Consider the following 24,363-nt stretch of genomic DNA (forward strand, 5'->3'; position numbering starts at 1 on the left):
ACAAGTAGGGTGAACATTATAGCGCTCGGGATCAAGTCCCACGGGCAGGTACGTTCGACCAGGCTACTTTAATCCTCTATGCAAATGAAAAAAGGATCAACCAGAAAGAACTGGTTGATCTCATAATACGAACTGGCAGGATAGCTCAATAATTCCGCGAATATTCTACATATGTAGTTATTTACGAAGTACTAGTGGAGGTTATTCATGGAAGTTATTATGAAAGACTCAATCGTTCAGTTGGTTCGGGGAGATATAACTAAAACTGAAGTAGAAGCAATAGTCAATGCTGCAAATACTAGTCTGTTGGGTGGAGGCGGCGTAGACGGTGCTATCCATAGAGCTGGGGGAAAAGCAATATTAGAAGAGTGCATGAAGATCCGCAATCAACAGGGTGGCTGTGCAGTTGGAGAAGCGGTAGTTACCACAGGAGGGAACTTGAAGAGCCGTTTGATTATCCATACCGTGGGGCCCGTTTGGAATGGCGGATTGAACAATGAGGAACAAAAGCTAAAAGACTGTTACAGGAATTCATTAACGCAAGCGGAGTTAAACGAAGCTACAAGTATTGCTTTTCCAAATATAAGTACAGGTATATACAAATATCCGAAAGACTTAGCCTGCTACATAGCCGTAGAGGAAGTGTCTAAGTACTTATTAAATAAGGAAACAAATATTAAGAAAGTAGTATTTGTATGTTTTGATGAAGAGAACTTTAAAATATACAAGAATGAACTAAAGAAGTATTGAGATTGACTAATTAGAGATTGAAAAATCACTAAAAATAAAGCAAATGGCTCCGCCCTTATTATCAAAGGGCGGAGCCATTTGTGATTTCTTTAATCAGCAATAATACACTTTCTCTACCTTATATAAAGTATCCTCAATCACCGGGCAGAGAGCAGCATCTGCTTTGTAGAATTTTACCCGGAAATATAAGCTTTTCAGGAAATTCTTAATATTATTTTTTTGCCTGAAGGCAGGAATTCGGGGCTCTTCTCAACCTCACCAAAACGTTGAATCCATTGCGCTACGTCAGTCTGACTAAGCAGTTTTCTGTTTAAAACACTGATTACGGGTCTGACCATCCGCTCATCCTCACCATCGGAATATACCCGTTCGGTTATGGTCATCTTGTCGTAAACCAGGTCGAGGATGGTGAAGAGGTCAGCTTGATCCAGTTCGGAGCATTGGGCCAAATCATCTAAAGCATCTGCCCCATGGGCTATGGCATGAGCCCAGCCCTTTTCTTCGTCATACCCGCGGTAATCCCGCTCTTCCTGCACACTGTAGAACACTTTCTCTTTGATCTGGTGAACTTGCTCTCTTGAGAGGAAGGGGGATTCCCTATGCTTCATGATGAGAAGCGGGATGACCAGCATAGAGAAAGACCGGGTGAATACAGAGTCTGTATTGCTTTCACCGAGCTTATAATGCAAATGGTCAGTATCCAATAGGGCAGGGAGAAGTTGCTCCAACTCGTCTTCAGAAAGCGAATTACCGGGAATCCAATGGGATAAGGTTGTATAGATTAGATCATCACGCAGCCCGGCATCCACAGAACCGATGTTATGTATCATTTCTTGTACCAGCTGGAAGGGTTCCGAAGGTGTCTGGTAGTCATTTTCTTTGATTAGTATCAACTGATCTTTTAAATTCATGGTTTGAGCTCCTACTGGGTATTTTCCGGACTCTTCTCTTACTATAAGATACAGGCACGATGGGATACAACTTCATCATATCTTAATGCAATCTTAATGTCTTTGAGGAATCCTTAACGCTATATTAATGCCGGAAATGATAGGCTGAACTTGGAAGTAAATGATAGTTTACTCCGCAGAATTCGAACAGTTCCTTGCCTCTATAATCACGGAATATTCTTCTGTGGTCTTTTTGTTGTGTCTGAGTGAGAGTATAGATGCTGCACAATCAAGAATTTTACAAAATAACAAGCGAGTGGTGAAACCCGTGATCTCATTTTTAAAACGATTTCTGATCGGCAGGCCCTTAAAGTCTACTGAGTTAGGGGAGCAAAAGCTAAATAAAAAGAAAGCGCTGGCCATACTGTCTTCAGATGCCTTGTCTTCCGTTGCGTACGGGCCGGAACAAATCTTGATTGTTCTCGTTACGATTGGGGCAGCTGCCTTCTGGTATTCCATTCCGATTGCGATTGGCGTATTGGTATTGCTGACCGCACTCATTTTGTCCTACCGGCAGATTATTTTTGCTTATTCGCATGGTGGTGGAGCCTATGTGGTATCCAAGGAAAACCTGGGGAAATACCCCGGACTGATTGCCGGCGGTTCGCTGTTGGTGGACTATATTTTAACGGTGGCAGTAAGTATATCGGCTGGTGCGGACGCAATTACCTCAGCATTTCCAAGCCTGCATGAGCATAAAGTAGTTATCGCTATCGTCTTCGTGATCCTGATTACGATTCTGAACTTAAGGGGGGTAACGGAATCCGCTTCCGTACTCGCCTATCCCGTTTATTTATTCGTGCTGGCCTTATTCATTCTGATTGGTACAGGCCTGTATAACATTTTAACCGGTAACGTTCCGGCAGAGCTGCATACCTCATTGGGCACGCCGGTAGCGGGGATCAGTCTATTCCTGCTGCTGCGCGCATTTTCTTCCGGGAGCTCTGCGTTAACGGGTGTAGAAGCGATATCCAATGCCATTCCGAATTTCAAAAGTCCGGAGGCTTCTAACGCCGCCAAAACCTTAGTGGCCATGGGAGCCTTACTTGCTGTTATGTTCTCAGGAATTGTTGTGCTGGCCTATTACTATGGTATAGCTCCCCGTGCTGATGTGACGGTCGTGTCGCAAATTGCCGAGCAAACGTTCGGCCGCAATGCGATGTATTTCTTCATACAGGGGACCACTGCATTAATACTGATTCTGGCTGCCAACACCGGGTATTCCGCATTCCCATTGCTGGCTGTGAATCTGGCCAAGGATAAGTTCATTCCGCGGATGTTCACCATGCGTGGAGACCGGCTGGGTTACTCTAACGGTATTATTATCCTGGGTGTTCTGTCTATGCTCCTGATTTATGTATTTGAAGGGAAGACAGAGCAATTGATCCCCTTATATGCTGTAGGTGTGTTCATTCCCTTTACGCTGTCACAGACAGGGATGATGGTTAAGTGGCTCCGGGAAAAACAGGCAGGCTGGCTGCAAAAATTCATCATCAACACCGTTGGTGCTCTAATCAGCCTTATTGTTACGATGATGTTCTTCTTGACCAAGTTCACACAGGTCTGGCCGGTATTTGTATTTTTGCCGATTCTCCTTCTGGTGTTCCACCGGATTCATAAGCATTACGAGGCAGTGGCTGACCAGCTCAGAATAACCACCTGTGAGGAAACGATTAAGATTGAAGGCAATGTAATCATCGTGCCGGTTGCCGGAATCACTCATGTGGTGATGAACTCCTTGGAATATGCCAAATCGCTGAATCCGCAGCAGATTATCGCCGTGTATGTGCCCTTCGAAAGAGAAGAGGAAGCCATATTCGAGGAGAAATGGAAAAAGTGGCAGCCGGAAATAAGATTAGTGACTTTGTATACTCCCTATAGAAGCATCGTACAACCGTTGACCAAGTTCATTGATACGATCAATTGGAAGGCCGCAGAGTTGAATCATAGGGTAACGGTCATCATTCCACAGTTCATTCCGAAGAAAGGCTGGCATAACATCCTTCATAATCAATCGAGTCTGCTGATACGTGCCCGGTTACTGTTCCGCAGTGATGTTATTGTCACTACAGTGCCTTATCATTTGAAGAAGTAATTTATTATATAAAAAAGCCTGCACCCCCATTCCCGGGCGTGCAGGCTTTTGGCTATTTCATCCCTAAGCTAAAGCCTACGCGGCCTGCTTAGACGGCAGCATGCGGCGGATAAGCTTCGCCAGCTCCATCACGATGACCGAGCCAAGGGCGAGGCCTGTGGCAGTCAGCCAGTGGTCCATTCCGAAGGAAGCGGGGATGGAGAAGATGTCTCTGACGCCGGGCAGGACAGCAATGCCGTAGAAGGCAAAGCAGACCATCACTGCGCCGATCACATATTTGTTGCTGAAGAAGCCGGCTTCCACAGAGGTCTGGCTGTTGGAGCGGGCCGCGAAGGTCTGGAGCGTACGCGCCAGAATCAGCGTGGTGAAGGCCATCGCGATGCCCATTTCATCGGAATGCTGCAGCCCGATATACTGGGAGACAATGACGGCAATCCCGATCAGCAGCCCGCGGGTAATGACAGCCTGCATCATGCCTCCGGCGAAGATGCCTTCGCCAATGTCCCGCGGCTTGCGGCTCATTACATCCGGCTCAGCCTTCTCCATGCCCAGGGCAATGGCCGGCAGGGAATCGTTGGCCAGGTTAATGAACAGTAACTGGATGGCGGTAAACGGGTTGATCCAGTCGAAGATCAGCGCGAACAGGATGGCGATGATCGCCCCCAAATTGCCGGCGAACAGATAGGCAATGGCCTTCTTGATGTTGTCGAACACCGTCCGGCCGACAGCGACCGCATTGACGATGGATACGAAGTTATCATCGGTCAGGATCATGGCTGCGGAATCCTTGGCTACATCAGTTCCGCTGCCCATGGCTACACCGATATCGGCCTGCTTTAGGGCCGGGGCATCATTGACGCCGTCGCCGGTCATGGCGGTGATTTTACCTTTACGCTGCCAGGCACGGACAATTCTGATCTTATTCTCCGGAGAGACACGGGCATAGACGCCAATCTGCTCCAGCCTGCTGTCCAGCTCCTCCTCGGACATGGCATCCAGCTCCTGGCCGGTGACCGCGATCTCATGCTCAGCCATCAGTCCGATATCGCGACCAATCGCCTGAGCGGTGGTCTTATGGTCCCCGGTAATCATGATCGTGCGGATACCCGCCTTGTTGGATTCAGCAATGGAGCCATATACCGCCTCGCGCGGCGGATCAATCATCGCTGAGAGGCCAACCAGCACCAGGTTCTGCTCATCTTCAAGGCCTACTTCGGTGACGGTATTTGGCACGGTCTTATAGGCATAAGCAAGCACCCGCAAGGCTCGGCTGGAGAACTGCTCGTTAGCTTCGGTGAAGCGTTCCAGAACCTCCGGTGTCAGCGGGACCTCCTGGCCGCTCAGCAGCACGTGGGTACATCTGCTGAACAGGACATCCGGGCCGCCTTTGGTAAGCAGGGCTTTCTGGCCGTCGAAGGTATGCAGCGTCGTCATCAGTTTGCGTTCCGAGTCGAACGGCAGCTCGGCTTCGCGCGGGAAGTTATCGCGGATCTCGCGGTAATCCCGGTTCTTGCTGTTACTGAAGGCAATCAGCGCAACCTCTGTAGGGTCACCCAGCTCTTTGCCTTCCTCGTTAATGTTGGAATCGTTGCAGAGTACGGCGATATGCAGCAGTCTGCGGGCTTCTTCCGACCATTCATCGGCCTGCAGGCTGAACTGCTCCTGCGATCCTTCCGGCAGGAAGTAATCGACAACTGTCATTTTATTCTGTGTCAGCGTACCGGTCTTATCTGTACAAATTACACTGGTTGATCCCAGGGCTTCAACAGCGGGCAGTTTGCGGATAATGGCGTTCTGCCGGGCCATCTTGTTGGTGCCTACGGAGAGCACGATGGTTACAATCGAGGACAATGCCTCGGGAATCGCGGCGACGGCTACAGCGACGGCGAACATAAGGGCATTTAGAATCGCTTCGGTCGTGTCGACCGTATCGTTCGAGAGCCAGACGCGTGCAGCCTGAATGGAGAAGATGAGGATGGACAAGCCGAGAACGGCCAGGCCCAGCTTCTTGCCGAAGCTCTCCAGCTTGCGCTGAAGCGGAGTCTGCTTCGCTTCTGCACTCTCGATCAGACCGGCAATCTTCCCAAGCTCAGTGCCGAGAGCAGTTCCTGTAATGACCAGCGTTCCCCGGCCATAGACAACGAGCGAGCCGCTGAAGGCCATATTGCGCCGGTCTCCAAGCGGAGCGTCATGATCAATAGGCTGAATATGCTTCTCTACGGCTTCGGATTCTCCGGTCAGCATTCCTTCGTCAATCCTCAGGCTCCCGGATTCAATAATCCGCCCGTCCGCAGGCACGTAATCGCCAGCCTCCAGGAAGACGATATCACCGCGGACCAGTTCCCTCGCGGGAATGGACAGCAAGGCTCCGTCCCGGATGACCTTGGCTTCAGGCGCAGACATTTTGCGCAGTGCGTCAAGCGAGCTCTCGGCCTTACGGGTCTGGACAACGCTGATCACAGCATTCAGAATCAGCACTACAAAGATAATGACGGATTCCATCACATGCCCCATCACAATCTGAACTGTTGCTGCTATGAGCAGCACAATAACCATCGGATCTTTGAAATTCTCCAGAAACAGCTTCCAGAGCGGGTCTTTCTGTTTACCTTTTAACTCATTGTAGCCGTCCTTGGTGAGCCGGTTGTCTACTTCAGCAGACGTAAGCCCTTTGGTCTGGCTCTGCACTTCTTCCAGGGTGTCTGTCACACTGCGGCGGTAATACTCCATCAGGTACAAGCTCCTCTCCAGTTTTTCATTCTCTGTATGGTCCAAATCTACGTTAGAAAATATGACAAGTTTCAACATTTCTCGTTCAGACAGTTAAATACTTATACCCAGATGGACGATGTTCGTATAGAATAGAATGAAAAAATTGAAAACTACAACTCCGTTAAGGACAAGGAATGTCTGGAACAACGGAGGGTACAAAACATGAAAAACACTTTATTAGGTTCTTTGTATTTATCGCTCGCTGCCAGCATCTGGGGCGGGATGTATGTGGTTGTAAAATACGTGGTGGACGTTGTACCGCCGCTTGAATTAGTATGGATCCGCTATGTAATTGCGGTTATTGCATTGCTCCTTATTGGTATTATTACCAGACAATCGTGGCGTATCGAGAAACGGGATATCCTGTTGATTGTCATGATTGGCGTGATTGGAAATACCATTTCAATCGTAACCCAAGAGATAGGCACGATGCTCTCTACCGCACAAATGGGTGCGATCATTACCGGGGCGACACCTGCATTTATGGTTCTGTTTGCGCGGATTATTTTGAAAGAGAAGATCACCTTTAAAAAGGCCTTTTCCGTTATTTTAGCAACGCTCGGTGTCGGTATTATTGTCGGAAATGCGGACATTGATCCATCGCTTCAGCTCGGCGGGATATCCCTGCTCGTTGCGGCGCTTTCCTGGGGTGGTTATTACTCGGAGAGCAGATTGGCTTGTCCTTTTGGGCAGGGACCGTTCTGATTTGTATGGGAGTTGCTGGTCATTAAGGAAAAATAAGTGTGGAAACATTGGGTCGTCCTCATTTGAGGGCGGCCTGATTTCCGTTCTGCAGAGAGGATAGTGCGGGGGTACTCCCGAATACAGATGAATGGGAAGCATGTAAGCGTTAAGAAAGGAAGTGCAAAATGGTTGTATTAAGATTCACGCAGGCTTTATTGAAGGAAATGAAAGCTGCACCGATAGAGAATGAGCTAACCGCTCCGTTATTCAGTTGGCACACGAATATGATATGGGTAAATAGACGGAAGCATATCCTCCTCATCAATGATCTAAGCCGGTTGAGTGTGATTTTTAACGGGGTAAGATCGGCTCAGTTAAATAGTTTAACCGATAAGTTCCGCACAGAATTGAGGGATTATCTGGTAAGTGAAGGAATTGAACCGAAGTTAATTGAATCGTATATGAAAGACAGCCAGCAGATCAATATAGCTAGAACTAACAATAGAAGTGTCTTAGGAACAATGAAAGAAGTAACCTTCTTTAATGATCATGCACAAGGAGAACACGCAAGTAAGGAAGAGCATATGAAATGGCTGAACAGAATAATTCACAAACCTATAGATTATGAAAAACCCATAGACGTATTCAAAAAAGCAATTGAAAAGCATTATTTGTAAGGACCGGAGGAACTGACAATGATCACAGAGCTTAATAAAGAGGACTTTTATAAGATACGGCATCTCACAGATCCATGTAAAAATATTGAGGCCAAGGCTATAGTTGATGGGATGAACCCGGGTAGGGTCTACGCAGATCATCCGACAGAACCAACAGCAGCGTTAATCTGGATTCAGGGACAGCAGGGGTTTCAAGTCGTTGGTGATGCGTGGAGTTCAGTGTTTGCAGAGAAGCTGGGCGAATACATGCGAACCGTTATAGAACCTGAGCTACAGAAACAAGGGATCAATTGGGTCGAGATCGGTGCGGAGATGGATACCTGGGATGAAACGCTAAGTGCCATCTTCGGGGACCGTAATATTTCGGCGGAAAATCAGCATGTGTTCTGTGCAGGAGAGCAAGCGGGAGCTGTGGAATTTCAAGCTAATGAAATAACGATCCGGTCAATCAACAGGGAGCTGCTTACGTCAAGGCGATTAGAGAACCATTCATTTGTAGAAGAGAAAATACTGCATTACTGGGAGTCGGCAGATGTTTTCCTTCAGCAGGGACTGGGGTGTTATGCCGAGTATAATAACCAGGTCGTGAGTTTGTGTTTCTCGGCTTTTATTGCAAAAGAGACGCATGCGATTGATATCGAGACCCTGGAAGGATACAGAGGAAGAAATTATGGCACGGCAGTGGCTACTGCACTGTTACAAGAATTCAGACGAAAAGGAATCCGGCCTTACTGGGACTGTACTCCGGAGAACACAGGCTCTATCCGTATAGCTCAAGCAATCGGGATGAAGCCGGATTTTGACTATCGGATATTCTGGTATAAGTTCTCGTGAGGGAATCATGACTGATTCTAGTTAAAGCTATAGGGTTTGAAATTGCAGGGTGTATGCTAGGAGACTCGCGCTCAAGTTCTAACAGTTATTCCTGTGATTAAAAAGGTTGAAATCAAAAAAATCAACTACCAGGGGGAGCCTATTGTGGGTGAACCGCTGAAGTTAATACTAGATCAATTAATATCACCGAGACTAATACAATTCGGACTGAAATGGCAAAGGGCAAATTGAAAAGAACACTTCGTTAGGACAGATACATAATCCATCGCCAATGTATATATTGCCCTTCCTATATGCTAAAAACGGGCAAAAGGATAAAGCTTGTGACTTGTTGGAAAATAGAAATTCAACTATTTGTAGTGGGGAAATAACTAAAGAAGATATTAAGAAGAAGTTATTAGCGATCTAAAATAGCAATAGGCAACAGAAGTCTCTAAGAATGTGCTAATCACTCTATTAAGATGCAGTAATCTTACTGCAATTCTGATGACACTGGTAGATTAAAATAACTTGAAGGCAGGAAACCGTGTTGAACCGGACTTTTCTTTATATTATGTTGTTTATAGTATTCATCCTCTTGTTATCCATGGTTGAGCCGTCAGTCATGCATGGGGTACTCGGTGCGGTCATACTGACTTTGTTTAAATATCTGGACACGTTCGTACACGAACTCGGACATTATTTGGCAGGGAAGTTAATGGGGTACCCAATAAAATTAGTGGTCATAGGTGACCGGAAACAGTTGTGGAGTGCAGATATCTTCGGCACATCCTTTATATTCTGCTACGGATTTGGCGGGTTAACGTTTATAGAGAGCGGCAAAAAGGCCAGCAGGCTGCGTCATTCTATTTTTGCTCTCGGCGGGGTAATGTTCCAGACGTCTGTAATTGGCATCATCTACTTCACGCTTGGCATTGGCAGTGAACATAATTATTATCTTCCGCTGCTATTCATAGTTCTGAATGCATGGACAATAATAGTTAGTTTATATCCAAGAGATTTTGTCCGGTATGGAAAGTTTTATCCCAGTGACGGATTGCTCTTGAAAAGGATACTACAGGCAAAGACGCCTGCGGACATCGGGTTGTAGCATGACTGGACTGAAAGGTAGTACAGGCATCAAAGACTTTACTTTTCTAAAGTATATATAAAAAAATAGCCTCCTTATGAAAATAATAATTACCTGCTATAGTTTGTCTCGAGGCAATTGAATGCCAAAGAAGGAGAGACAATTATATGACAGATAAGCAGCACCATGAGCAGGCAGTCATGAACGGGCCGGAGATTATTATGAATAAACTCCATCAGCTGGAACGGAAAGTTCAACGGCTGGAGGGCATCGAAGAGATAAAAAAACTGAAAGCACGCTATTTCCGTTTTGTGGATGAGAAGAACTGGTCTGAATTAGCAGAAATTTTCACAGCTGAGGTCAAACTCGAACCTGATGGACATGTGTTCAAAAACGGGGAAGAATTCAGTAAAGTGATAAACGATCTAGTCGGAAAGGCACCTTCCGTTCACCATGGACATATGCCGGAGATTGATTGGATAGATGAGAATCACGCGAAGGGTGTTTGGGCAATGGAAGATTTATTGAGTTTTCCTGATAAGGGCGACTCGCCTCCAGGACATAACGGGTATGGTCAATATAGAGAATCCTACGAGCGTGTAGATGGTGTATGGAAAATCAGCAGTTTAAACTTAACCCGGTTCCGGATGGATCCGCTGGCTAACTGGGAGGAGAAATGAATACATCTGCAAGAAAAACAGAGATGCTGGAAACCTTCAACTATCGGCATGCAACCAAAGAATTTGACCCGGAGAGAAAAATTTCTAAAGAGGATTTTCAATTTATTCTAGAGGCTGGCCGGCTATCTCCAAGCTCGGGCGGAAATGAGCCATGGAAATTCATTGTTGTGCAGAGCCCGGAATTCAGAAATGAATTGGCTCCATATGCATATGGCGCAGTTCGGCAGCTGCCCACATCGAGTCATTTTGTTATGATTTTAGCCAGGAAGGACCTTACCTATGATTCTCCTTATTTAAAAGAGCAGCAAACTCAAACCTTGGAGATGCCTCTGGAAATTTACAAGGGAATGAAGCCGGCATATGCCCAATTTTATCATGACCTGCATTTGGATTCAGAAAGAGCTTTGCTGGACTGGTCCTCCAAACAGACATTTATTGCACTTGGAAACATGATGACGGCAGCGGCGCATATTGAAATCGATTCATGCGCCATTGAAGGCTTCAATCTGGATGCCGTTAATGACCTGCTTCAAAAGAAAGGACTTCTGGGACAGAATGAATATAGCTTAAGTGTCATGGCAGCCTTCGGTTATCGCGTCCGGGAAGGGCGCTCTAAAAAAAGACGTCCGATGAAAGATATCGTACAGTTTGTCTAACGAATTGTCCTTTTTATGAGGATTGCTGGACAGGAGAATCCCATTCATTTTTCCAGTGATTGATCTGCTCAAATACCTTCGAGAAGGCTTTTCCCTTATCGGTAATTGAATATTCGACGGTTACGGGTACCGTTGGAAAGACCAGGCGGTTTAACATTTGATGTTCTTCTAAATTCCGTAATGTATCTGTTAGGCCCTTCGTATTGACGTTACCTAAATTCCGTCGGAGTTGGTTAAAACGCTGAGGTTCCCTAAGAAGCTGTGTCATCACCAGAAAAGTCCATTTTCCTGAAAGAAACTGTAAAACCTCAGATATTGAATCAATACAGCTACTCTCAAACTTTGATTCTTCCAATGCGCTCATCTCTCATTCTTTTATGATATCGAACTAAAAAATAAAGTAACTAATTTAATTATAGTATAGTGAAAAAGATTAGGACTGTCACTGGGAGTTGTATACTGATTTGGTTATTCGATGAGATGTAATGATGCCAGGCTACCGGTAAGATCGGTGGCCTGTTTTTTTATGCAGTAATTAACTGATTGTTCCATTTCGCTATTTTATGCCTGGTACAGAGCAGGAACCAAAAATAGTGGTATTTTTCCCAATGAGGGGTTCCTTATGTCTGAGAGAGTCTGGCACTATAATATGAATGCGGTTACATAAAACCGAGGATTGAATATAAAAGGGGAGGCAAAGTATGAAAAGTATGAAGCGTGTTCTAGCGGGGATCTCTACACTGGTTTTGATGTCATCTGCTCTGGCAGCGTGTGGAGGCAATAATAATTCAAGCTCATCCGGCGCAAACGCAACAACTGCTCCAGCAGCTAATACTGCTGCAGAGGCTACAACTGCTCCAGCAGCAGGATCTGGTGAGAAAGTTACTATCAATCTCTGGAGCTTCACGGACGAGATTCCAAACATGACCAAGAAGTACATGGAGCTACATCCTGAAGCGAATGTGGAATTCAAAACTACGATTGTCGCAACTACAGATGGAGCTTATCAGCCTGCTCTTGACCAGGCGCTGGCCGCTGGCGGAAAAGATGCACCAGATATTTACGCTACTGAAGGGGCATTCGTACTCAAATATACACAAGGCGATGCATCCACTTTTGCCGCCAATTATGCTGACCTGGGCCTTACCGATCAAATGGTTAAGGACGCAGGCATCGCTCAATATTCTGTTGATATCGGCAGCAAAGACGGTCAGCTGAAAGGTCTGGGCTATCAGGCAACAGGCGGAGCCTTTATCTATCGCCGCTCGCTTGCCAAGGATGTGTTTGGAACAGATGACCCGGCTACTATCAAGACTGAAATCGGTCCAGGCTGGGATAAATTCTTCAGTGCAGCAGAGAAGCTGAAAGCTAAAGGATATGCCGCAGTTTCTGGTGACGGCGATATCTGGCACGCGGTCGAGAACAGTTCTGATAAAGGCTGGATTGTCGATGGCAAGCTGCATATTGATCCGAAGCGCGAAGAGTTCCTCGATCTTTCCAAGAAGCTGAAAGACAATGACTATTACAACGATACGACAGACTGGCAAGAAGCCTGGTTCGCTGATATGAACGGTACTGGTGCAAAACCGGTCTTCGGTTTCTTCGGTCCTGCGTGGCTCATTAACTATACGTTAAGCGAACATGCAGTAGAAACAAAGGGTGACTGGGCAGTTACTGAATCACCAACAGGCTTCTTCTGGGGAGGCACTTGGTTGCTCGCTAACAAAGATGTAGTCAAGGACGAAGCCAAGAAACAAGCCGTTGCCGACTTTATCAAGTGGGTAACACTCGACACCTCTGAAACCGGACTCCAGTACTCCTGGGCTAACGGAACAATGAAAGCTGGCGAGCAAGGAGCGAAGGACAGCGTTGCTTCCTCCGTTGTTATGGATAAATCTAAAGGTGATTTGGAATTGGTTGGCGGACAGAACATTTTCGATATCTTTGTTCCAGCTAATGCCAACGCTTCCGGTAAGAACTTGACTGCATTCGACGAAACGATCAACAAGCTCTGGCGTGATCAAGTACGCGAATATACTGCAGGCAACAAAGACCGTGCTAAAGCGATCGAAACCTTCAAACAGCAAGTCAAAGATCAACTGAATATCGATAGCGAATAAAAAGCAATCGAAGGGGCGGGGGAGTCATCCCGCCCCTTCATATCAACTAAAGGGGTGAGAGCATGCGCCGCAATGGTGTGAACTACTCTAAATTTGGCTATATTTTTACGTTTCCGTTTGTTTTGGCATTTCTGATCTTCTCGCTGTATCCTATTTTATACACCGCATTCATCGGGTTCACCGATTTGCAGGGATTAATACCAAAACCAATACATATTTTGGATAATCCTTTTCAGAATTTCAAAGATTTGATCCTTAGTAACGCCTCTTTCCGAAAATCTCTGATTAACACCGGGATACTCTGGATTGTCAACTTCGTTCCCCAAATTCTTCTTGCACTCTTGCTTACTGCATGGTTTACGAACCAGCGTCTCAAAATAAAAGGACAAGGTTTCTTCAAGGTTCTGCTGTATATGCCTAATATTATTACTGCGGGTACAATCGCCTTGCTTTTCAGTACTCTGTTTGGCTATCCAATGGGTCCAGTAAACAGTTTCTTTGAAATGATGGGTTGGTCCGACGCTCCGATCTACTTCCTTCAGGATAAGACGACAGCGCGGGGCATTGTGGCGTTCATCCAGTTCTGGATGTGGTACGGGAACACCATGATCATTCTGATCGCAGGTGTTATGGGTATCAATCCCGCGCTCTTCGAGTCTGCAGCGATTGACGGTGCAAACGGAGTTCAAACGTTCTTCCGGATCACGCTGCCAAGTTTACGTACAATTCTACTATTCACACTGATTACATCTATGGTCGGTGGCTTGACCATGTTTGATATTCCGCAGCTCTTCCTTGCGGGCGGACCGGATGACTCTACGCTTACCACGTCCATGTTCATTTATGGGCAAGCCTTTAAGGGAAGCTATTTATACAATCGCGCTGCTGCTGCGAGTATGATTATGTTCTTGATTTCAGGGGTATTGTCTGTACTTGTGTTCTATTTAATGCGTGACCGTGACGCGGCAAGACTTAAAAAAATCGAAAAAATGCACCGGAAATCCGCCAAGAGCAGCCATAAGGGGGGCGTATCACATGAACAATAATAAAAAAGACGGAAACGTCACCCGGAGGATCAACAAGACGATTGTCTATATCGTCTGTATCTGTCTGGCGGTACTCAGCGTTCTTCCGTTTTGGATCATGTTTGTAAACGCCACCCGCTCTTCGGCAGAAATTCAAAGCGGTATCTCACTGTTTCCTTCGACACATATGATGGACAACCTACGGGTACTGCTCGAAAAGAGTTTCGATCCGATTCAGGGGTTCATGAATTCATTTATTATCTCTTCTTCAGCAACTCTCTTAACGGTCTATTTCTCCTCCCTGGCGGCTTATGGTCTTGTGACCTATAGCTGGAAGCTGCGCGGGGCATTCTTTACCTTTATTTTGTGCGTAATGATGATTCCTTCTCAGGCAAGTGCCATCGGATTCTATCAGTTCATGTATAAAATCCATTGGACCAACAGCTTTCTCCCACTGATTCTGCCTGCGATTGCAGCGCCGGCGGTAGTGTTCTTTATGCGCCAATATCTGCTGGCAACGCTGTCGATAGAGATCGTGGAAGCAGCACGCGTAGACGGGTCTGGTGAATTCAAAACCTTTAACCGGATTATCCTGCCGCTCATGGTTCCGGCAGTGGCGACGCAGGCAATCTTTGCCTTCGTGGGGAACTGGAACAACCTGTTCATGCCGCTGATCCTGCTTACCCAAAAAGATAAGTATACGATGCCAATCATGGTCAGCTTGCTTCGCGGGGATATATACAAGACGTCGTTCGGCTCGATCTACATGGGTCTGGCTTTGACGGCACTGCCGCTGTTTGTGGTGTACTTCCTGCTATCCCGGTATATTATCGCGGGTGTAGCACTGGGTGGCGTCAAAGAATAAACCCACTCAGAATCATCCCAAATTGAGATCTGTTGATTAGCTAAATTATGGTTATAGAAACGTAGTAGACTTTTTCTTGAGGCCGCCACATTGCGGAGATCTGCAGAGGTGTAGAAGATTTACGGAATGAGCGATTTCTTTGCTACTTATTTTGGCTAATCAACAGGCGTACTCCCGATAATGCACAACATTATCGGGAGTTTTTTTATTTTCACATCCATCCATTAGTGTGTATAATAAACGTTACTTGTCCATACGGATGTACTTTATAGCATGCTTAAAACAAAGGAGTTGCCCGCTGCATGATGAGGCTGCAAGATGAATACGCGGTGACAACGGAGCCTGGGAATGCAGAGAGGCTGCTTGAGGCAGAAACAGCCAGACTGGTCCAGCTGATCTCTGCCCTTGTTCCTCATGACGGTACCTTTAGCCAGCGCATACCCGGGCTCTATGTCAGCCGGTATTCACGTACCGATAGGGATACCATCAAAACCTTCTATTCCACCTCGTTTATAATCGTGGCCCAAGGGTCAAAGGATGTCATGATCGGGCAGGAGGTTTATCATTTTGACAAATCGCAGATGATTCTGTTGCCTGTCGCCCTGCCGTTAGCCATGCAGCTCATGGAGGCCAGTTCATCTGAGCCTTATCTTGCCGTGAGGCTGGAGCTTGATCCGCAGCGGATTAGCGAATGGGTCCTGAAGCTATACCCCCAGGGTTTGCCCCCGGTACGTCAGATGAGTAAAGGTTACATTGCTGATGTCAATCTGAGTATCATTAACGCAGTGGCGAGACTGGTGGAATGCCTCCACAATGACGGTGATGCTGAATTGCTTGCCCCGCTGGTTCTGGATGAAATTCTGATCCGGATTCTGCGCAGTCCGATTGGCGCCCAGGTTGTGGAGATGGGGTTCGCGGAGTCGGATATGCAGCGGGTGTCGAAGGTCATAACCTGGCTGCAGGGCAACTTCTCCCGGCAGATGAAGGTTGCTGAGCTGGCAGAGCTGGTACATATGAGTCCATCTTCTTTTCATGTGCATTTCAAGTCCGTCACCTCCATGAGCCCGCTGCAATATCAAAAAGCGCTTCGCCTTCATGAGGCCAGACGTCTGATGTTAGCCAGTGCCATGGACGCGACCACTGCCTGCCGGCTTGTCGGATATGTGAGTGATTCCCAATTCAGCCGGGATTACAGCCGGTTCTTCGGAAATCCGCCAAGCAGAGATATCGCCAGATTACGTCAGCAAACCCACAGAACCGACTGAACCATTCCTTCGGGAAGCCCGCAGCCGCTTGGTCTGCGGGTTTTTGTGTGCGGTCATAAGACCAGTTCGCCCTTCTTGTAGGATCGGGCAAAAAGTGAAAGGGAACAGGCAAAGGTTCCGGTAATGCGCAGACTATAATGAGTGTAGCCTTGTACGCGCGGCGGCAACCGGTTATGCCGCCAGGGTGCACCGGGCAGTTCTACCACATAATAGTTATTGGAGGAATTTAATATGCGTGTTTTTGTCACAGGTGCTACTGGTTTTGTCGGCTCTGCCATTGTACGTGAATTGATAGATGCGGGGCATGAAGTACTCGGCCTCGCCCGTTCGGATGAGGCGGCAGCTGCGCTTGCTGCTGCCGGGGCCGCCATACACCGCGGTTCTTTGGATGATCTGGACAGCCTGCGGCGGGGAGCGGCTGGAGCGGATGGTGTTATCCATGCCGCGTTCATTCACGACTTCTCGGATATTACGGCTGCAGGCGAGTCAGACCGGCTTGCGGTCGAAGCAATAGGGGCCGAGCTTGCGCAGTCCGGCCGGCCGTTAGTCGTAACCTCTGTGATCGGGCATCTAACGCCGGGTCAGCTGGGAACAGAAGAGGATGCACCCTATCCTGGCTCTGTGAAGCATCGCTCGGCCTCGGAGGAAGCGGCCCTTGCATTGGCAGCGCAGGGCGTACGCGTATCGGTGCTGCGGCTCCCGCTATCCGTGCATGGTGATGGCGACATCGGCTTTGTTCCGGGCCTAATCAATATGGCCCGTACTACAGGAATCTCGGGATATGTGGGCGATGGCGCAAACCGCTGGCCAGCTGTGCACCGGCTGGATGCCGCACATCTCTACCGGCTGGCGCTGGAATCAGCTCCTGCCGGAGTTCGGCTGCATGCAATCGGCGATGAAGGTGTGCCGGTCCGTGATATTGCCGGCGTAATCGGCCGCCGGCTCGGGGTACCTGTAGTCAGCATTCCCCCTGAAGAGGCAGGAGGGCATTTCGGCTGGCTGGCTCACTTTGTGGCGCTGGATATCCCAGCTTCGAGCATCTGGACCCAAGAGCAGCTTGGATGGAAGCCTGTGCATCCGGCACTCCTTCCAGATTTGGACCGGGAGCAGTATTTCATACGGAGGTAGAGATGGATTACAAGATAAGACTTGTGAACGAAAGTGATAGAGGCTGCCGCGGGCAGTCTCTTTGTCTTGAAAGCTGCATTCATAAAAGGGCAACTGGAGCTGTCAAAAAAATAAATATCGGATGAGTCAGGGCTTATTGTACAATTGGAGGGATGATGTGAAGTTCCTTTTATTTAGCTTATAGGGAGGAAGAATGGATGAAAATCGGTTTGCTGATTATTGATTTGCAAGAGGTGCATTTGGGCAAGGTGGAACAGAAAGTAATAGATCAGGCCTGCGAGTTCATTAACTATGTCTCGGAGCTGCTGCGCTCCAAAGATCATACGGTGATTCATATCCAGGACATCGAGGGGATGCAGCCTTCCGATGAGGAGAAATTCAAGATTATTCCGGGCATTGAAATTAAGGAGACGGATCTTAGAGTGATGAAGGAATATTCGAATGCTTTTTGGAAGACGGATCTGGAAAAGATTGTGCTGGAGCAGGGCATTGATCTGCTGATTCTCTCGGGATATGCCGCTGAGCACTGTGTACTGTTCACCTATAACGGGGCTATGGAAAGAGGGTTCAAAGCTGTACTTCTGCAGGATGGGATTCTAAGCTCGAAGAGTGACGTGATTCCTGCAACCTACAGGGACCGTAAACTGATCTCATATCCTGTGATTGAAGCGTTAGTGCAGTAAGGGCGTATCGCAGGGCTGGAGGAAGAACAATGGAACGGTATATTGTCTACAATGCGGAGAACAACGATAGAACGGTTGTGGTGCTTCCGGCGCTTGGTGAACGAAAGGAAATATACGCTCATTTAGCTGAGCAATTGCCAGATTTCAGGTTCATAGCAATCGACCTGCCAGGACATAACCAGGACGATCAGGCAGATGTGTCGATTGGAGCTTTTGTACGGGAGATTAAAAGGATTCTGAATGATCTGCAGATTCCGGCAGCACATTTCGCAGGGAATTCCATTGGCGCATGGATGTGTGAGGCTTTTTATGCGGAGTATCCTGCTGATGTGAAATCACTTACTTTGCTCGATGGCGGATATTATTTTCTTGCGGACAGGGAAGAGGATGAGGGGGAGATTACGTTACCCGTCATTGATAGTCTGGAGGAGCTTGAACAGACAGTGGATGAAACCGTCCTGGCGATGGATAAGCTTGCTGAATCTGAACGACAATTATTCAAGGACTATTTAATGAATAACTTCTACCTGTTGGATGATTCTTACATACATCATAGCTGTGAACAAGCCCTTGATCGTCTGAGCAAGGAAGTAACTGCCACCGATTATTGCCTGAAGCAAGCGGCTGATATTCCTTTGATATTGCTGTTGGCAGAAGAGAGTATGGATGAATTCAGTCTGGAGAAAATGCAGCTTTTCAAGGTTGCCCACCCTGATGCGGATGTGAAAATAATCGGCAGAGGCTATCACTTCCTCCCGATTACGAATGCAGCAGATGTGGCAGCGGTGATGCGTAAATTGTTAAGTCCGCAGTAACACCGCTTCTTTAATTCAGCAGAGCATAAGAATACGCCAAAAACACTTCAAGAGCAGTTAAGCGCCTGAAGTGTTTTTGGCGTATTAGGGTCACATTATCAGTTATTTAGCCCCGGTACGGGCTAATTCTTGATGCACGATAGGGGCAACCTTGGTGCCCAATAGCTCAATGGCGCGCAGCACCTCGCGGTGCGGCATGGTGCCTACATTCACATGCAGGAAGAAGCGGGTCACGCCAAGATTCTTGCGCAGCAGGAGGATCTTCTCGGCTACATATTCGGCATCGCCGACATAGAGTGCGCCGCGCAGGCTGCGGGCATCGTCAAAGGCCGCACGGTTGTAGGTTCCGCCCCAGCCCCGTTCGCGTCCGATGACATTCATCTGGGCTGCGGTGGACGGGTAGAACAAGGCGGCTGCCTGTTCGTTAGTTTCACCTACGAAGCCGTGGGAGTGCGTGGCAATCTGCAGCTTGTCGGGATTATGTCCCGCCCGGACAGCGGCCTCCTTGTATAAGGCGACAAGCGGAGCGAAGCGTTCCGGCATACCGCCAATGATCGCGAAAGCGATCGGAAGGCCGAGCGTTCCGGCCCGCACGGCAGATTCAGGATTGCCGCCGCTGGCCACCCAGACGGGAAGCGGATCCTGGACGGCGCGGGGATAGACGGCAAGATTATTAATCGCCGGACGATGGCCGCCGCGCCAGGTGACCTTCTCGGAAGCGCGGATCGCCAGCAGTAGCTCCAGGTTCTCTTCGAACAATTCATCATAATCATCCAGGCTGTAGCCAAACAGCGGGAAGGACTCAATGAATGAGCCGCGGCCCGCCATAATCTCTGCCCGGCCATTCGATATTCCGTCCAAAGTGGCGAAATCCTGGTATACCCGGACCGGATCATCTGAAGACAAGACGCTGACCGCGCTGGTCAGTCTGATCCGCTTGGTCGTAGCTGCCGCTGCGGCAAGAACTACAGCCGGAGCACTGCCTGCATAATCGGCCCGGTGATGTTCACCTATGCCATATACGTCCAGGCCCACCTGGTCAGCGAGCACAATTTCTTCTACGGCTTCGCGCAGTCTCTCCGCATGGCTAATGGCCTTGCCGGTTACCGGATCAGGCGTAGTCTCCAAAAACGTGCTTATTCCTATTTCCATCAATTGTTTCTCCTCGGCCATATCAATCCGCCCCCTTCTTCATGTACTCATTCTACTATACTTTATAATGTTTCTCAACTTTAGTAAGTGAAATTTAGATGGAAAGTGATCTATAACTTGGCCACGTTCGCCGTTACCGCCGCTCGTCCGCAGACATAAATATATTGTAATACGATGAAAGCGGTGATCAGGATGGGAAGCGGAGTAGGGAATACGGCGAGCGGCTTTGCTGCGCATGCCGAGGGGCTCAATACAACAGCAAGCGGTGCAGCCGCTCATTCTGAAGGGTTCTCTACACTTGCCAGCGGAGATACCGCGCATGCAGAAGGCAATACTACTATTGCCAGCGGAAGCGCATCGCATGCGGAAGGCTATCTCTCCCAGGCAACGAATGATACGGCACATGCAGAAGGATCTTCTACTATAGCCAGCGGAGTAGCAGCACATGCAGAAGGTTATTTAACCAACGCAATGGGCGAAAGCTCACATGCGGAAGGCTCGACGACACTGGCTGCCGGCCTCGAAGCCCACTCTGAAGGGTTCGGCACACAGGCCTGGGGCGCACGTTCACATACAGAAGGCTTCAATACTTCGACGCAGACGACAGCCATTAACGCCCATGCGGAAGGAGAAGGCAATTCAGCCAGCGGCCGGGCCTCCCACGTAGAAGGCGGCGGTGTCGATCCGCTGGATAATCCGGCACCAAGCTTTGCCAGCGGCGCCAGCTCGCATGCCGAGGGAGTAGGAACCACGTCCATGGGCTTCGCCTCACATGCGGAGGGCGGCACTGCGGACATCACCCTAGCCGCCGGGCCCTCAGCTCTTGGCGACTTCTCGCATGCCGAGGGGCAGAATACAGTGGCCAGCGGTTCGGCTTCCCATGCCGAAGGATTAGCAACAACGGCCAGCGGCAATGTGGGTGCGCACGCTGAAGGGCAGAATACAACGGCCAGCGGAACAGCCTCGCACGCCGAGGGCTTCCAGACTACAGCCAGCGGGGCTTCCGGCCATGCCGAAGGGGCCAACACACAAGCAAGCGGCTCCTTTTCCCACGCCGAGGGAGTCGGTACATTGGCGAATGCGCCTTATGCGCATGCCGAAGGTGCGGATACTACTGCTTCCGGCCAGGCTTCCCATGCGGAAGGGTTCCAGACCCAGGCTTTTGCTCCGAACTCCCATGCCGAGGGGGAAGCGACGATTGTTCTCGCGGAGCATACAGGCGCCCATATCATGGGCCAGAACGGCTCAACGCGGTTTCCGTATTCGTGGCATTTGGCCAACGGGCTGGCGGTCGGCCCTACCTTTAACTCGGCAGTGATTGAAGGGCTTACGGGTAATATTTATCTGGATGGTACGCTGATGTCTCCAGGTGCAGCAGATTATGCAGAAATGTTCGAAACCTCGGACGGGCTCACCATTGACGCAGGTTATTTCGTTACGTTTGATGGGGCCAGTGACAGAATCCGCAAAGCCAAGGCAGGGGATGAATATATTCTTGGTGTCATCAGCGCCAGACCGGCTATCGTTGCCGATTCGAGTGACCTGCGCTGGAACGGCATGTTCGTAACCGATGAGTGGGACCGGATTCTGTATCACGAGGTAGAGGTCGCTGAGGTTAGAAATGAATACGGCGATATTGTCCGTGAGGCGGGTAAGAAATCAGAACCGGTGCTTAACCCTGAATGGGATGGCTCCCGGGAATATGTTTCCCGCCAGGACAGGGAAGAATGGGTAGCTGTAGGAATTGTCGGCAAGCTGCTTGTCCGTGATGACGGTACCTGTGTAGCCGGGGGCTACTGCCGCCCGGACGATAACGGCATGGCAACGGCAGCGGATACCGGGTACCGGGTAATGAAGCGTACGGGTGAACATCAGATTCGCATTTTTGTGAAATAACCGGCCGGATCAGCGGCCCAGCCAAACACAGCCAAGCGAACCGGGATGACCCCCCGATCCGCTTGGCTGTTTGCTGTCCTTAGGATTTATCCTTTTTGACAGCAAGCTGTACGATCATAATGATGAGAACGAGCAATGCGATGAGCTGATCTGTACTCATGGTGGTCCGGCCTCCAATCCACTGGCTAGGATGGCTCTTCGGACCTGCATCTCCTCTCCAAGAAGCTGCTGCGTTCCCCATAATCTAACCTATGAACCGGCAGAGAAGGTTAGTACTTAAGGATATAAAATATTGTTATAGCAGCAGCTTCTCCATAATCATGACATCAATCATCCGGCCGTCCAGTTTCCCCTGTTTCTCGAAGACGCCAACCTCACGGTAACCGCTTTTGCGGTATAAGCCCTGAGCCATTGGGTTAAAGGGAAAAGTGAACAGCACAATTTTATAGAAATCAGCCGCTACGGCCTTGTCCTCCAGGGCATGCAGTAATAGACTGCCAATGCCGCGGCCGCGGGAGGCCCGTTCAATATAAATGGAGAGATCGGCGACACCGTCATAAGCGCAGCGGTGGGAATAACGATTGAGCGAAGCCCAGCCCAGAACACTGCCTTCGGCTTCGGCAACGAGTATAATAAAGCGTCCTTGATGTTCCTGGAACCAGTCAGACATCGCATTCAAATCTTTAGCTGAGCTTTCCAGTGTAGCGATCCGGTCTTCAATCCCCTGATTATAGATATGCAGGATGTGGGTGAGGTCTTGGAAGGTGGCGGGACGAATCATGAATGTCGAAAGCATATTATCGGCCTCCTAAGGTACCTTGCGAATTATGGCTTCACAGCAGTAATTACTGCTGAGGCAATATACTGGTCAATGTCTGCACCGGGAACCCAGTCTTTAATGAAGGCGCGGGATTCATCCTTAGGTTCGACTGATATCCGGATGAAACCGCTGTTTGCCAGCATGGTCTGCAGGGCAGGCACAGAGGAGGCTCCTGAGATGCAGCCGGAATAAAGATTGCCCAAATCCTGTGCGATTTCAGGAGGCAGCTCGGCAGTGGTGACGATGTCGGATATTGCCAGCCTTCCGCCAGGCAACAGCACCCGGAACGCTTCATTGAATACTTGCTGCTTATCAGGAGAGAGGTTGATTACGCAGTTGGAGATAATGACGTCTATGATGGCATCGGCGACAGGCAGATGTTCGATTTCTCCCAGCCGGAAGCTGGTATTGGCGTAATGTCCCCGGGCAGCATTATCACGTGCCCGGCTGATCATTTCAGAGGTCATGTCTATGCCTATGACAGAACCGGACGCTCCCACCTGGCGGGAAGCCAGGAAACAGTCGAAGCCGCCGCCGCTGCCAAGATCCAGAACGGTTTCTCCAGGCTGCAGTCCGGCAATCGCCTGCGGATTGCCGCAGCCAAGTCCAAGGTTCGCGCCTTCAGGTACAGCGTTCAATTCTTCGCCGGAATAACCAAGACTTGCGGAAATGCTGTTGAAATCGGCTGGTGCCGAACAGCAGGCGGAGGAAGCCTCCTCCGGGCAGCAAACGGAGGGAGCAGAGCGGCCAGTAACAGCGATTTGCTGATACCGGGTTCTTACATTTTGGCGGATTCCATCATGAGTAGGCTGGTTCAAGTTCATCACTCCTTTATAATAATTGCAAATTGCAACTATGTAGCGGAAGAAATCAGCCTGAGACAGGCGCACAGCATTTGCTTGATTTCCCCATAGCTTCATTGAAGATCTTTACGGATCGCAGTACCGTTTCCTGTTCAAATTCAGACATGTAGGAGAAGACCTCCTCCAGATATTCATTCATTTGCCGGTCGATGGTTCCGGCAACAGATGAGCCTTGCTCTGTTAAAGACAATATAAACACCCTGCCGTCGGAGGGATCGGGACTTTTGCGGACGAGTCCCATTTTGACCAGTGCCTGCACCTGGCGGCTGAAGGTTGTAACATCCGTTCCGAGCACTTCCGCAATTTGCTGCATGGACGGATTATGCCTCCGCTGTACTTCATAGAGCAGATGGCTCTGGGCCAGAGAAATGTCATGCCCGCCTACGGTGCAGCAGTTTTTGTTAAGCAGACCGAAGCGGCGGGTCATGATCTGAAAGAGCTCGCGTGCATTTTCCATTGAAGTTCACCTCATATTTCAGTTATAGCTTATATATTTGTAAAGTGCAACTATAGAATCGAAATATTACCTCTTGTCCTTTTGATAAGACTGTTTTAGTATATAAG

The 24,363-nt window shown here is 48.8% G+C and carries 22 protein-coding genes and 1 pseudogene; 16 read left to right on the plus strand and 7 right to left on the minus strand.

Features of this window, described 5'->3' with window-relative positions; translation table 11 throughout:
- Positions 1-207 precede the first annotated feature (207 nt).
- Positions 208-750, plus strand: a complete 543-nt coding sequence (locus tag NYE33_RS07960) for an O-acetyl-ADP-ribose deacetylase (protein WP_341065366.1) — start codon at positions 208-210, stop codon at positions 748-750.
- Between the two features lie 194 nt (positions 751-944).
- On the opposite strand, the gene NYE33_RS07965 is transcribed toward NYE33_RS07960, so the two are convergent.
- On the minus strand, positions 945-1,661 hold the full coding sequence (locus NYE33_RS07965; protein WP_341065369.1) for a DUF2785 domain-containing protein: 717 nt from the start codon (positions 1,659-1,661) through the stop codon (positions 945-947).
- 307 nt (positions 1,662-1,968) lie between these two features.
- Between NYE33_RS07965 and NYE33_RS07970 the strand changes: the two genes are divergently transcribed.
- The gene (locus NYE33_RS07970; protein WP_340985202.1) at positions 1,969-3,795 is read left to right on the plus strand and encodes an APC family permease; all 1,827 of its coding nucleotides are present in this window, start codon (positions 1,969-1,971) and stop codon (positions 3,793-3,795) included.
- Between the two features lie 75 nt (positions 3,796-3,870).
- Here the strand turns inward: NYE33_RS07970 and NYE33_RS07975 are convergent, their stop codons facing one another.
- Positions 3,871-6,525 (minus strand): cation-translocating P-type ATPase, encoded by a 2,655-nt coding sequence (locus NYE33_RS07975; RefSeq protein WP_340942006.1) that lies wholly within the window; start codon positions 6,523-6,525, stop codon positions 3,871-3,873.
- Between the two features lie 204 nt (positions 6,526-6,729).
- Between NYE33_RS07975 and NYE33_RS07980 the strand changes: the two are divergent.
- The 6 genes and pseudogenes from NYE33_RS07980 to NYE33_RS08005 form a co-directional block, all read left to right on the plus strand.
- Positions 6,730-7,215: pseudogene (locus tag NYE33_RS07980) on the plus strand (DMT family transporter); the annotation flags it as partial.
- 221 nt (positions 7,216-7,436) lie between these two features.
- Positions 7,437-7,928 (plus strand): DUF6933 domain-containing protein, encoded by a 492-nt coding sequence (locus NYE33_RS07985; RefSeq protein WP_042140097.1) that lies wholly within the window; start codon positions 7,437-7,439, stop codon positions 7,926-7,928.
- Between the two features lie 18 nt (positions 7,929-7,946).
- Positions 7,947-8,762: a GNAT family N-acetyltransferase gene (locus NYE33_RS07990; RefSeq protein WP_341065372.1), complete on the plus strand. Its 816-nt coding sequence runs from the start codon at positions 7,947-7,949 to the stop codon at positions 8,760-8,762.
- 553 nt (positions 8,763-9,315) lie between these two features.
- Entirely contained in the window at positions 9,316-9,852 is a 537-nt protein-coding gene (locus NYE33_RS07995; protein WP_156118744.1) for a M50 family metallopeptidase, read from the plus strand.
- A gap of 146 nt (positions 9,853-9,998) precedes the next feature.
- On the plus strand, positions 9,999-10,511 hold the full coding sequence (locus NYE33_RS08000; protein ID WP_052422119.1) for a nuclear transport factor 2 family protein: 513 nt from the start codon (positions 9,999-10,001) through the stop codon (positions 10,509-10,511).
- Positions 10,508-11,167 (plus strand): NAD(P)H-dependent oxidoreductase, encoded by a 660-nt coding sequence (locus NYE33_RS08005; protein ID WP_042140094.1) that lies wholly within the window; start codon positions 10,508-10,510, stop codon positions 11,165-11,167. The genes NYE33_RS08000 and NYE33_RS08005 overlap by 4 nt, the downstream gene beginning before the upstream one ends.
- Before the next feature lie 13 nt (positions 11,168-11,180).
- On the opposite strand, the gene NYE33_RS08010 is transcribed toward NYE33_RS08005, so the two are convergent.
- Positions 11,181-11,531: a winged helix-turn-helix transcriptional regulator gene (locus tag NYE33_RS08010; protein ID WP_341065376.1), complete on the minus strand. Its 351-nt coding sequence runs from the start codon at positions 11,529-11,531 to the stop codon at positions 11,181-11,183.
- Positions 11,532-11,868: 337 nt separating this feature from the next.
- Between NYE33_RS08010 and NYE33_RS08015 the strand changes: the two genes are divergently transcribed.
- The 7 genes from NYE33_RS08015 (at position 11,869) to NYE33_RS08045 (ending at position 19,068) form a co-directional block, all read left to right on the plus strand.
- Positions 11,869-13,287, plus strand: a complete 1,419-nt coding sequence (locus NYE33_RS08015) for an ABC transporter substrate-binding protein (protein WP_081970294.1) — start codon at positions 11,869-11,871, stop codon at positions 13,285-13,287.
- A 62-nt stretch (positions 13,288-13,349) separates the two neighbouring features.
- Entirely contained in the window at positions 13,350-14,333 is a 984-nt protein-coding gene (locus NYE33_RS08020) for a carbohydrate ABC transporter permease (RefSeq protein ID WP_039300634.1), read from the plus strand.
- Entirely contained in the window at positions 14,323-15,177 is an 855-nt protein-coding gene (locus NYE33_RS08025; protein ID WP_042140092.1) for a carbohydrate ABC transporter permease, read from the plus strand. The genes NYE33_RS08020 and NYE33_RS08025 overlap by 11 nt, the downstream gene beginning before the upstream one ends.
- 302 nt (positions 15,178-15,479) lie before the next feature.
- A complete protein-coding gene (locus NYE33_RS08030; protein ID WP_231575232.1) occupies positions 15,480-16,442 on the plus strand; it encodes an AraC family transcriptional regulator in 963 nt (320 codons plus the stop codon).
- A 231-nt stretch (positions 16,443-16,673) separates the two neighbouring features.
- A complete protein-coding gene (locus NYE33_RS08035; RefSeq protein WP_042140091.1) occupies positions 16,674-17,570 on the plus strand; it encodes an SDR family oxidoreductase in 897 nt (298 codons plus the stop codon).
- 197 nt (positions 17,571-17,767) lie between these two features.
- A complete protein-coding gene (locus NYE33_RS08040; protein WP_042140090.1) occupies positions 17,768-18,253 on the plus strand; it encodes a cysteine hydrolase family protein in 486 nt (161 codons plus the stop codon).
- A gap of 29 nt (positions 18,254-18,282) precedes the next feature.
- Positions 18,283-19,068 carry an alpha/beta fold hydrolase gene (locus tag NYE33_RS08045; RefSeq protein ID WP_076247101.1) on the plus strand — a complete coding sequence of 262 codons (786 nt, stop codon included), beginning with the start codon at positions 18,283-18,285 and terminating at the stop codon, positions 19,066-19,068.
- A gap of 102 nt (positions 19,069-19,170) precedes the next feature.
- On the opposite strand, the gene NYE33_RS08050 is transcribed toward NYE33_RS08045, so the two are convergent.
- Positions 19,171-20,220 carry an LLM class flavin-dependent oxidoreductase gene (locus NYE33_RS08050; RefSeq protein ID WP_042141705.1) on the minus strand — a complete coding sequence of 350 codons (1,050 nt, stop codon included), beginning with the start codon at positions 20,218-20,220 and terminating at the stop codon, positions 19,171-19,173.
- 192 nt (positions 20,221-20,412) lie between these two features.
- Here NYE33_RS08050 and NYE33_RS08055 point away from each other — a divergent pair, with 192 nt between their 5' ends.
- Positions 20,413-22,116 (plus strand): peptidase G2 autoproteolytic cleavage domain-containing protein, encoded by a 1,704-nt coding sequence (locus tag NYE33_RS08055; protein ID WP_341065383.1) that lies wholly within the window; start codon positions 20,413-20,415, stop codon positions 22,114-22,116.
- Positions 22,117-22,411: 295 nt separating this feature from the next.
- Here the strand turns inward: NYE33_RS08055 and NYE33_RS08060 are convergent, their stop codons facing one another.
- Genes NYE33_RS08060 through NYE33_RS08070 form a run of 3 tightly spaced genes read right to left on the minus strand, consistent with a single transcriptional unit; the run spans position 22,412 to position 24,256 of the window.
- A complete protein-coding gene (locus NYE33_RS08060; protein ID WP_076247099.1) occupies positions 22,412-22,912 on the minus strand; it encodes an arsinothricin resistance N-acetyltransferase ArsN1 family A in 501 nt (166 codons plus the stop codon).
- A 29-nt stretch (positions 22,913-22,941) separates the two neighbouring features.
- Positions 22,942-23,760 carry an arsenite methyltransferase gene (locus NYE33_RS08065; protein WP_042140087.1) on the minus strand — a complete coding sequence of 273 codons (819 nt, stop codon included), beginning with the start codon at positions 23,758-23,760 and terminating at the stop codon, positions 22,942-22,944.
- A 46-nt stretch (positions 23,761-23,806) separates the two neighbouring features.
- Positions 23,807-24,256: a MarR family winged helix-turn-helix transcriptional regulator gene (locus tag NYE33_RS08070; RefSeq protein WP_042140086.1), complete on the minus strand. Its 450-nt coding sequence runs from the start codon at positions 24,254-24,256 to the stop codon at positions 23,807-23,809.
- Positions 24,257-24,363 lie beyond the last annotated feature (107 nt).

This window comes from Paenibacillus sp. FSL R10-2199 (assembly GCF_038000235.1).
Classification (GTDB): Bacteria; Bacillota; Bacilli; order Paenibacillales; family Paenibacillaceae; genus Paenibacillus_AQ; species Paenibacillus_AQ phytohabitans.

Coding starts and splice junctions, on each gene's coding strand:
- NYE33_RS07960 (WP_341065366.1), top strand. CDS start 208: ATGGAAGTTATTATGAAAGACTCAATCGTTCAGTTGGTTCGGGGAGAT.
- NYE33_RS07965 (WP_341065369.1), bottom strand. CDS start 1,661: ATGAATTTAAAAGATCAGTTGATACTAATCAAAGAAAATGACTACCAG.
- NYE33_RS07975 (WP_340942006.1), bottom strand. CDS start 6,525: ATGGAGTATTACCGCCGCAGTGTGACAGACACCCTGGAAGAAGTGCAG.
- NYE33_RS07985 (WP_042140097.1), top strand. CDS start 7,437: ATGGTTGTATTAAGATTCACGCAGGCTTTATTGAAGGAAATGAAAGCT.
- NYE33_RS07990 (WP_341065372.1), top strand. CDS start 7,947: ATGATCACAGAGCTTAATAAAGAGGACTTTTATAAGATACGGCATCTC.
- NYE33_RS07995 (WP_156118744.1), top strand. CDS start 9,316: ATGTTGTTTATAGTATTCATCCTCTTGTTATCCATGGTTGAGCCGTCA.
- NYE33_RS08000 (WP_052422119.1), top strand. CDS start 9,999: ATGACAGATAAGCAGCACCATGAGCAGGCAGTCATGAACGGGCCGGAG.
- NYE33_RS08005 (WP_042140094.1), top strand. CDS start 10,508: ATGAATACATCTGCAAGAAAAACAGAGATGCTGGAAACCTTCAACTAT.
- NYE33_RS08010 (WP_341065376.1), bottom strand. CDS start 11,531: ATGAGCGCATTGGAAGAATCAAAGTTTGAGAGTAGCTGTATTGATTCA.
- NYE33_RS08015 (WP_081970294.1), top strand. CDS start 11,869: ATGAAAAGTATGAAGCGTGTTCTAGCGGGGATCTCTACACTGGTTTTG.
- NYE33_RS08020 (WP_039300634.1), top strand. CDS start 13,350: ATGCGCCGCAATGGTGTGAACTACTCTAAATTTGGCTATATTTTTACG.
- NYE33_RS08025 (WP_042140092.1), top strand. CDS start 14,323: ATGAACAATAATAAAAAAGACGGAAACGTCACCCGGAGGATCAACAAG.
- NYE33_RS08030 (WP_231575232.1), top strand. CDS start 15,480: ATGATGAGGCTGCAAGATGAATACGCGGTGACAACGGAGCCTGGGAAT.
- NYE33_RS08035 (WP_042140091.1), top strand. CDS start 16,674: ATGCGTGTTTTTGTCACAGGTGCTACTGGTTTTGTCGGCTCTGCCATT.
- NYE33_RS08040 (WP_042140090.1), top strand. CDS start 17,768: ATGAAAATCGGTTTGCTGATTATTGATTTGCAAGAGGTGCATTTGGGC.
- NYE33_RS08045 (WP_076247101.1), top strand. CDS start 18,283: ATGGAACGGTATATTGTCTACAATGCGGAGAACAACGATAGAACGGTT.
- NYE33_RS08050 (WP_042141705.1), bottom strand. CDS start 20,220: ATGGAAATAGGAATAAGCACGTTTTTGGAGACTACGCCTGATCCGGTA.
- NYE33_RS08055 (WP_341065383.1), top strand. CDS start 20,413: ATGGGAAGCGGAGTAGGGAATACGGCGAGCGGCTTTGCTGCGCATGCC.
- NYE33_RS08060 (WP_076247099.1), bottom strand. CDS start 22,912: ATGCTTTCGACATTCATGATTCGTCCCGCCACCTTCCAAGACCTCACC.
- NYE33_RS08065 (WP_042140087.1), bottom strand. CDS start 23,760: ATGAACTTGAACCAGCCTACTCATGATGGAATCCGCCAAAATGTAAGA.
- NYE33_RS08070 (WP_042140086.1), bottom strand. CDS start 24,256: ATGGAAAATGCACGCGAGCTCTTTCAGATCATGACCCGCCGCTTCGGT.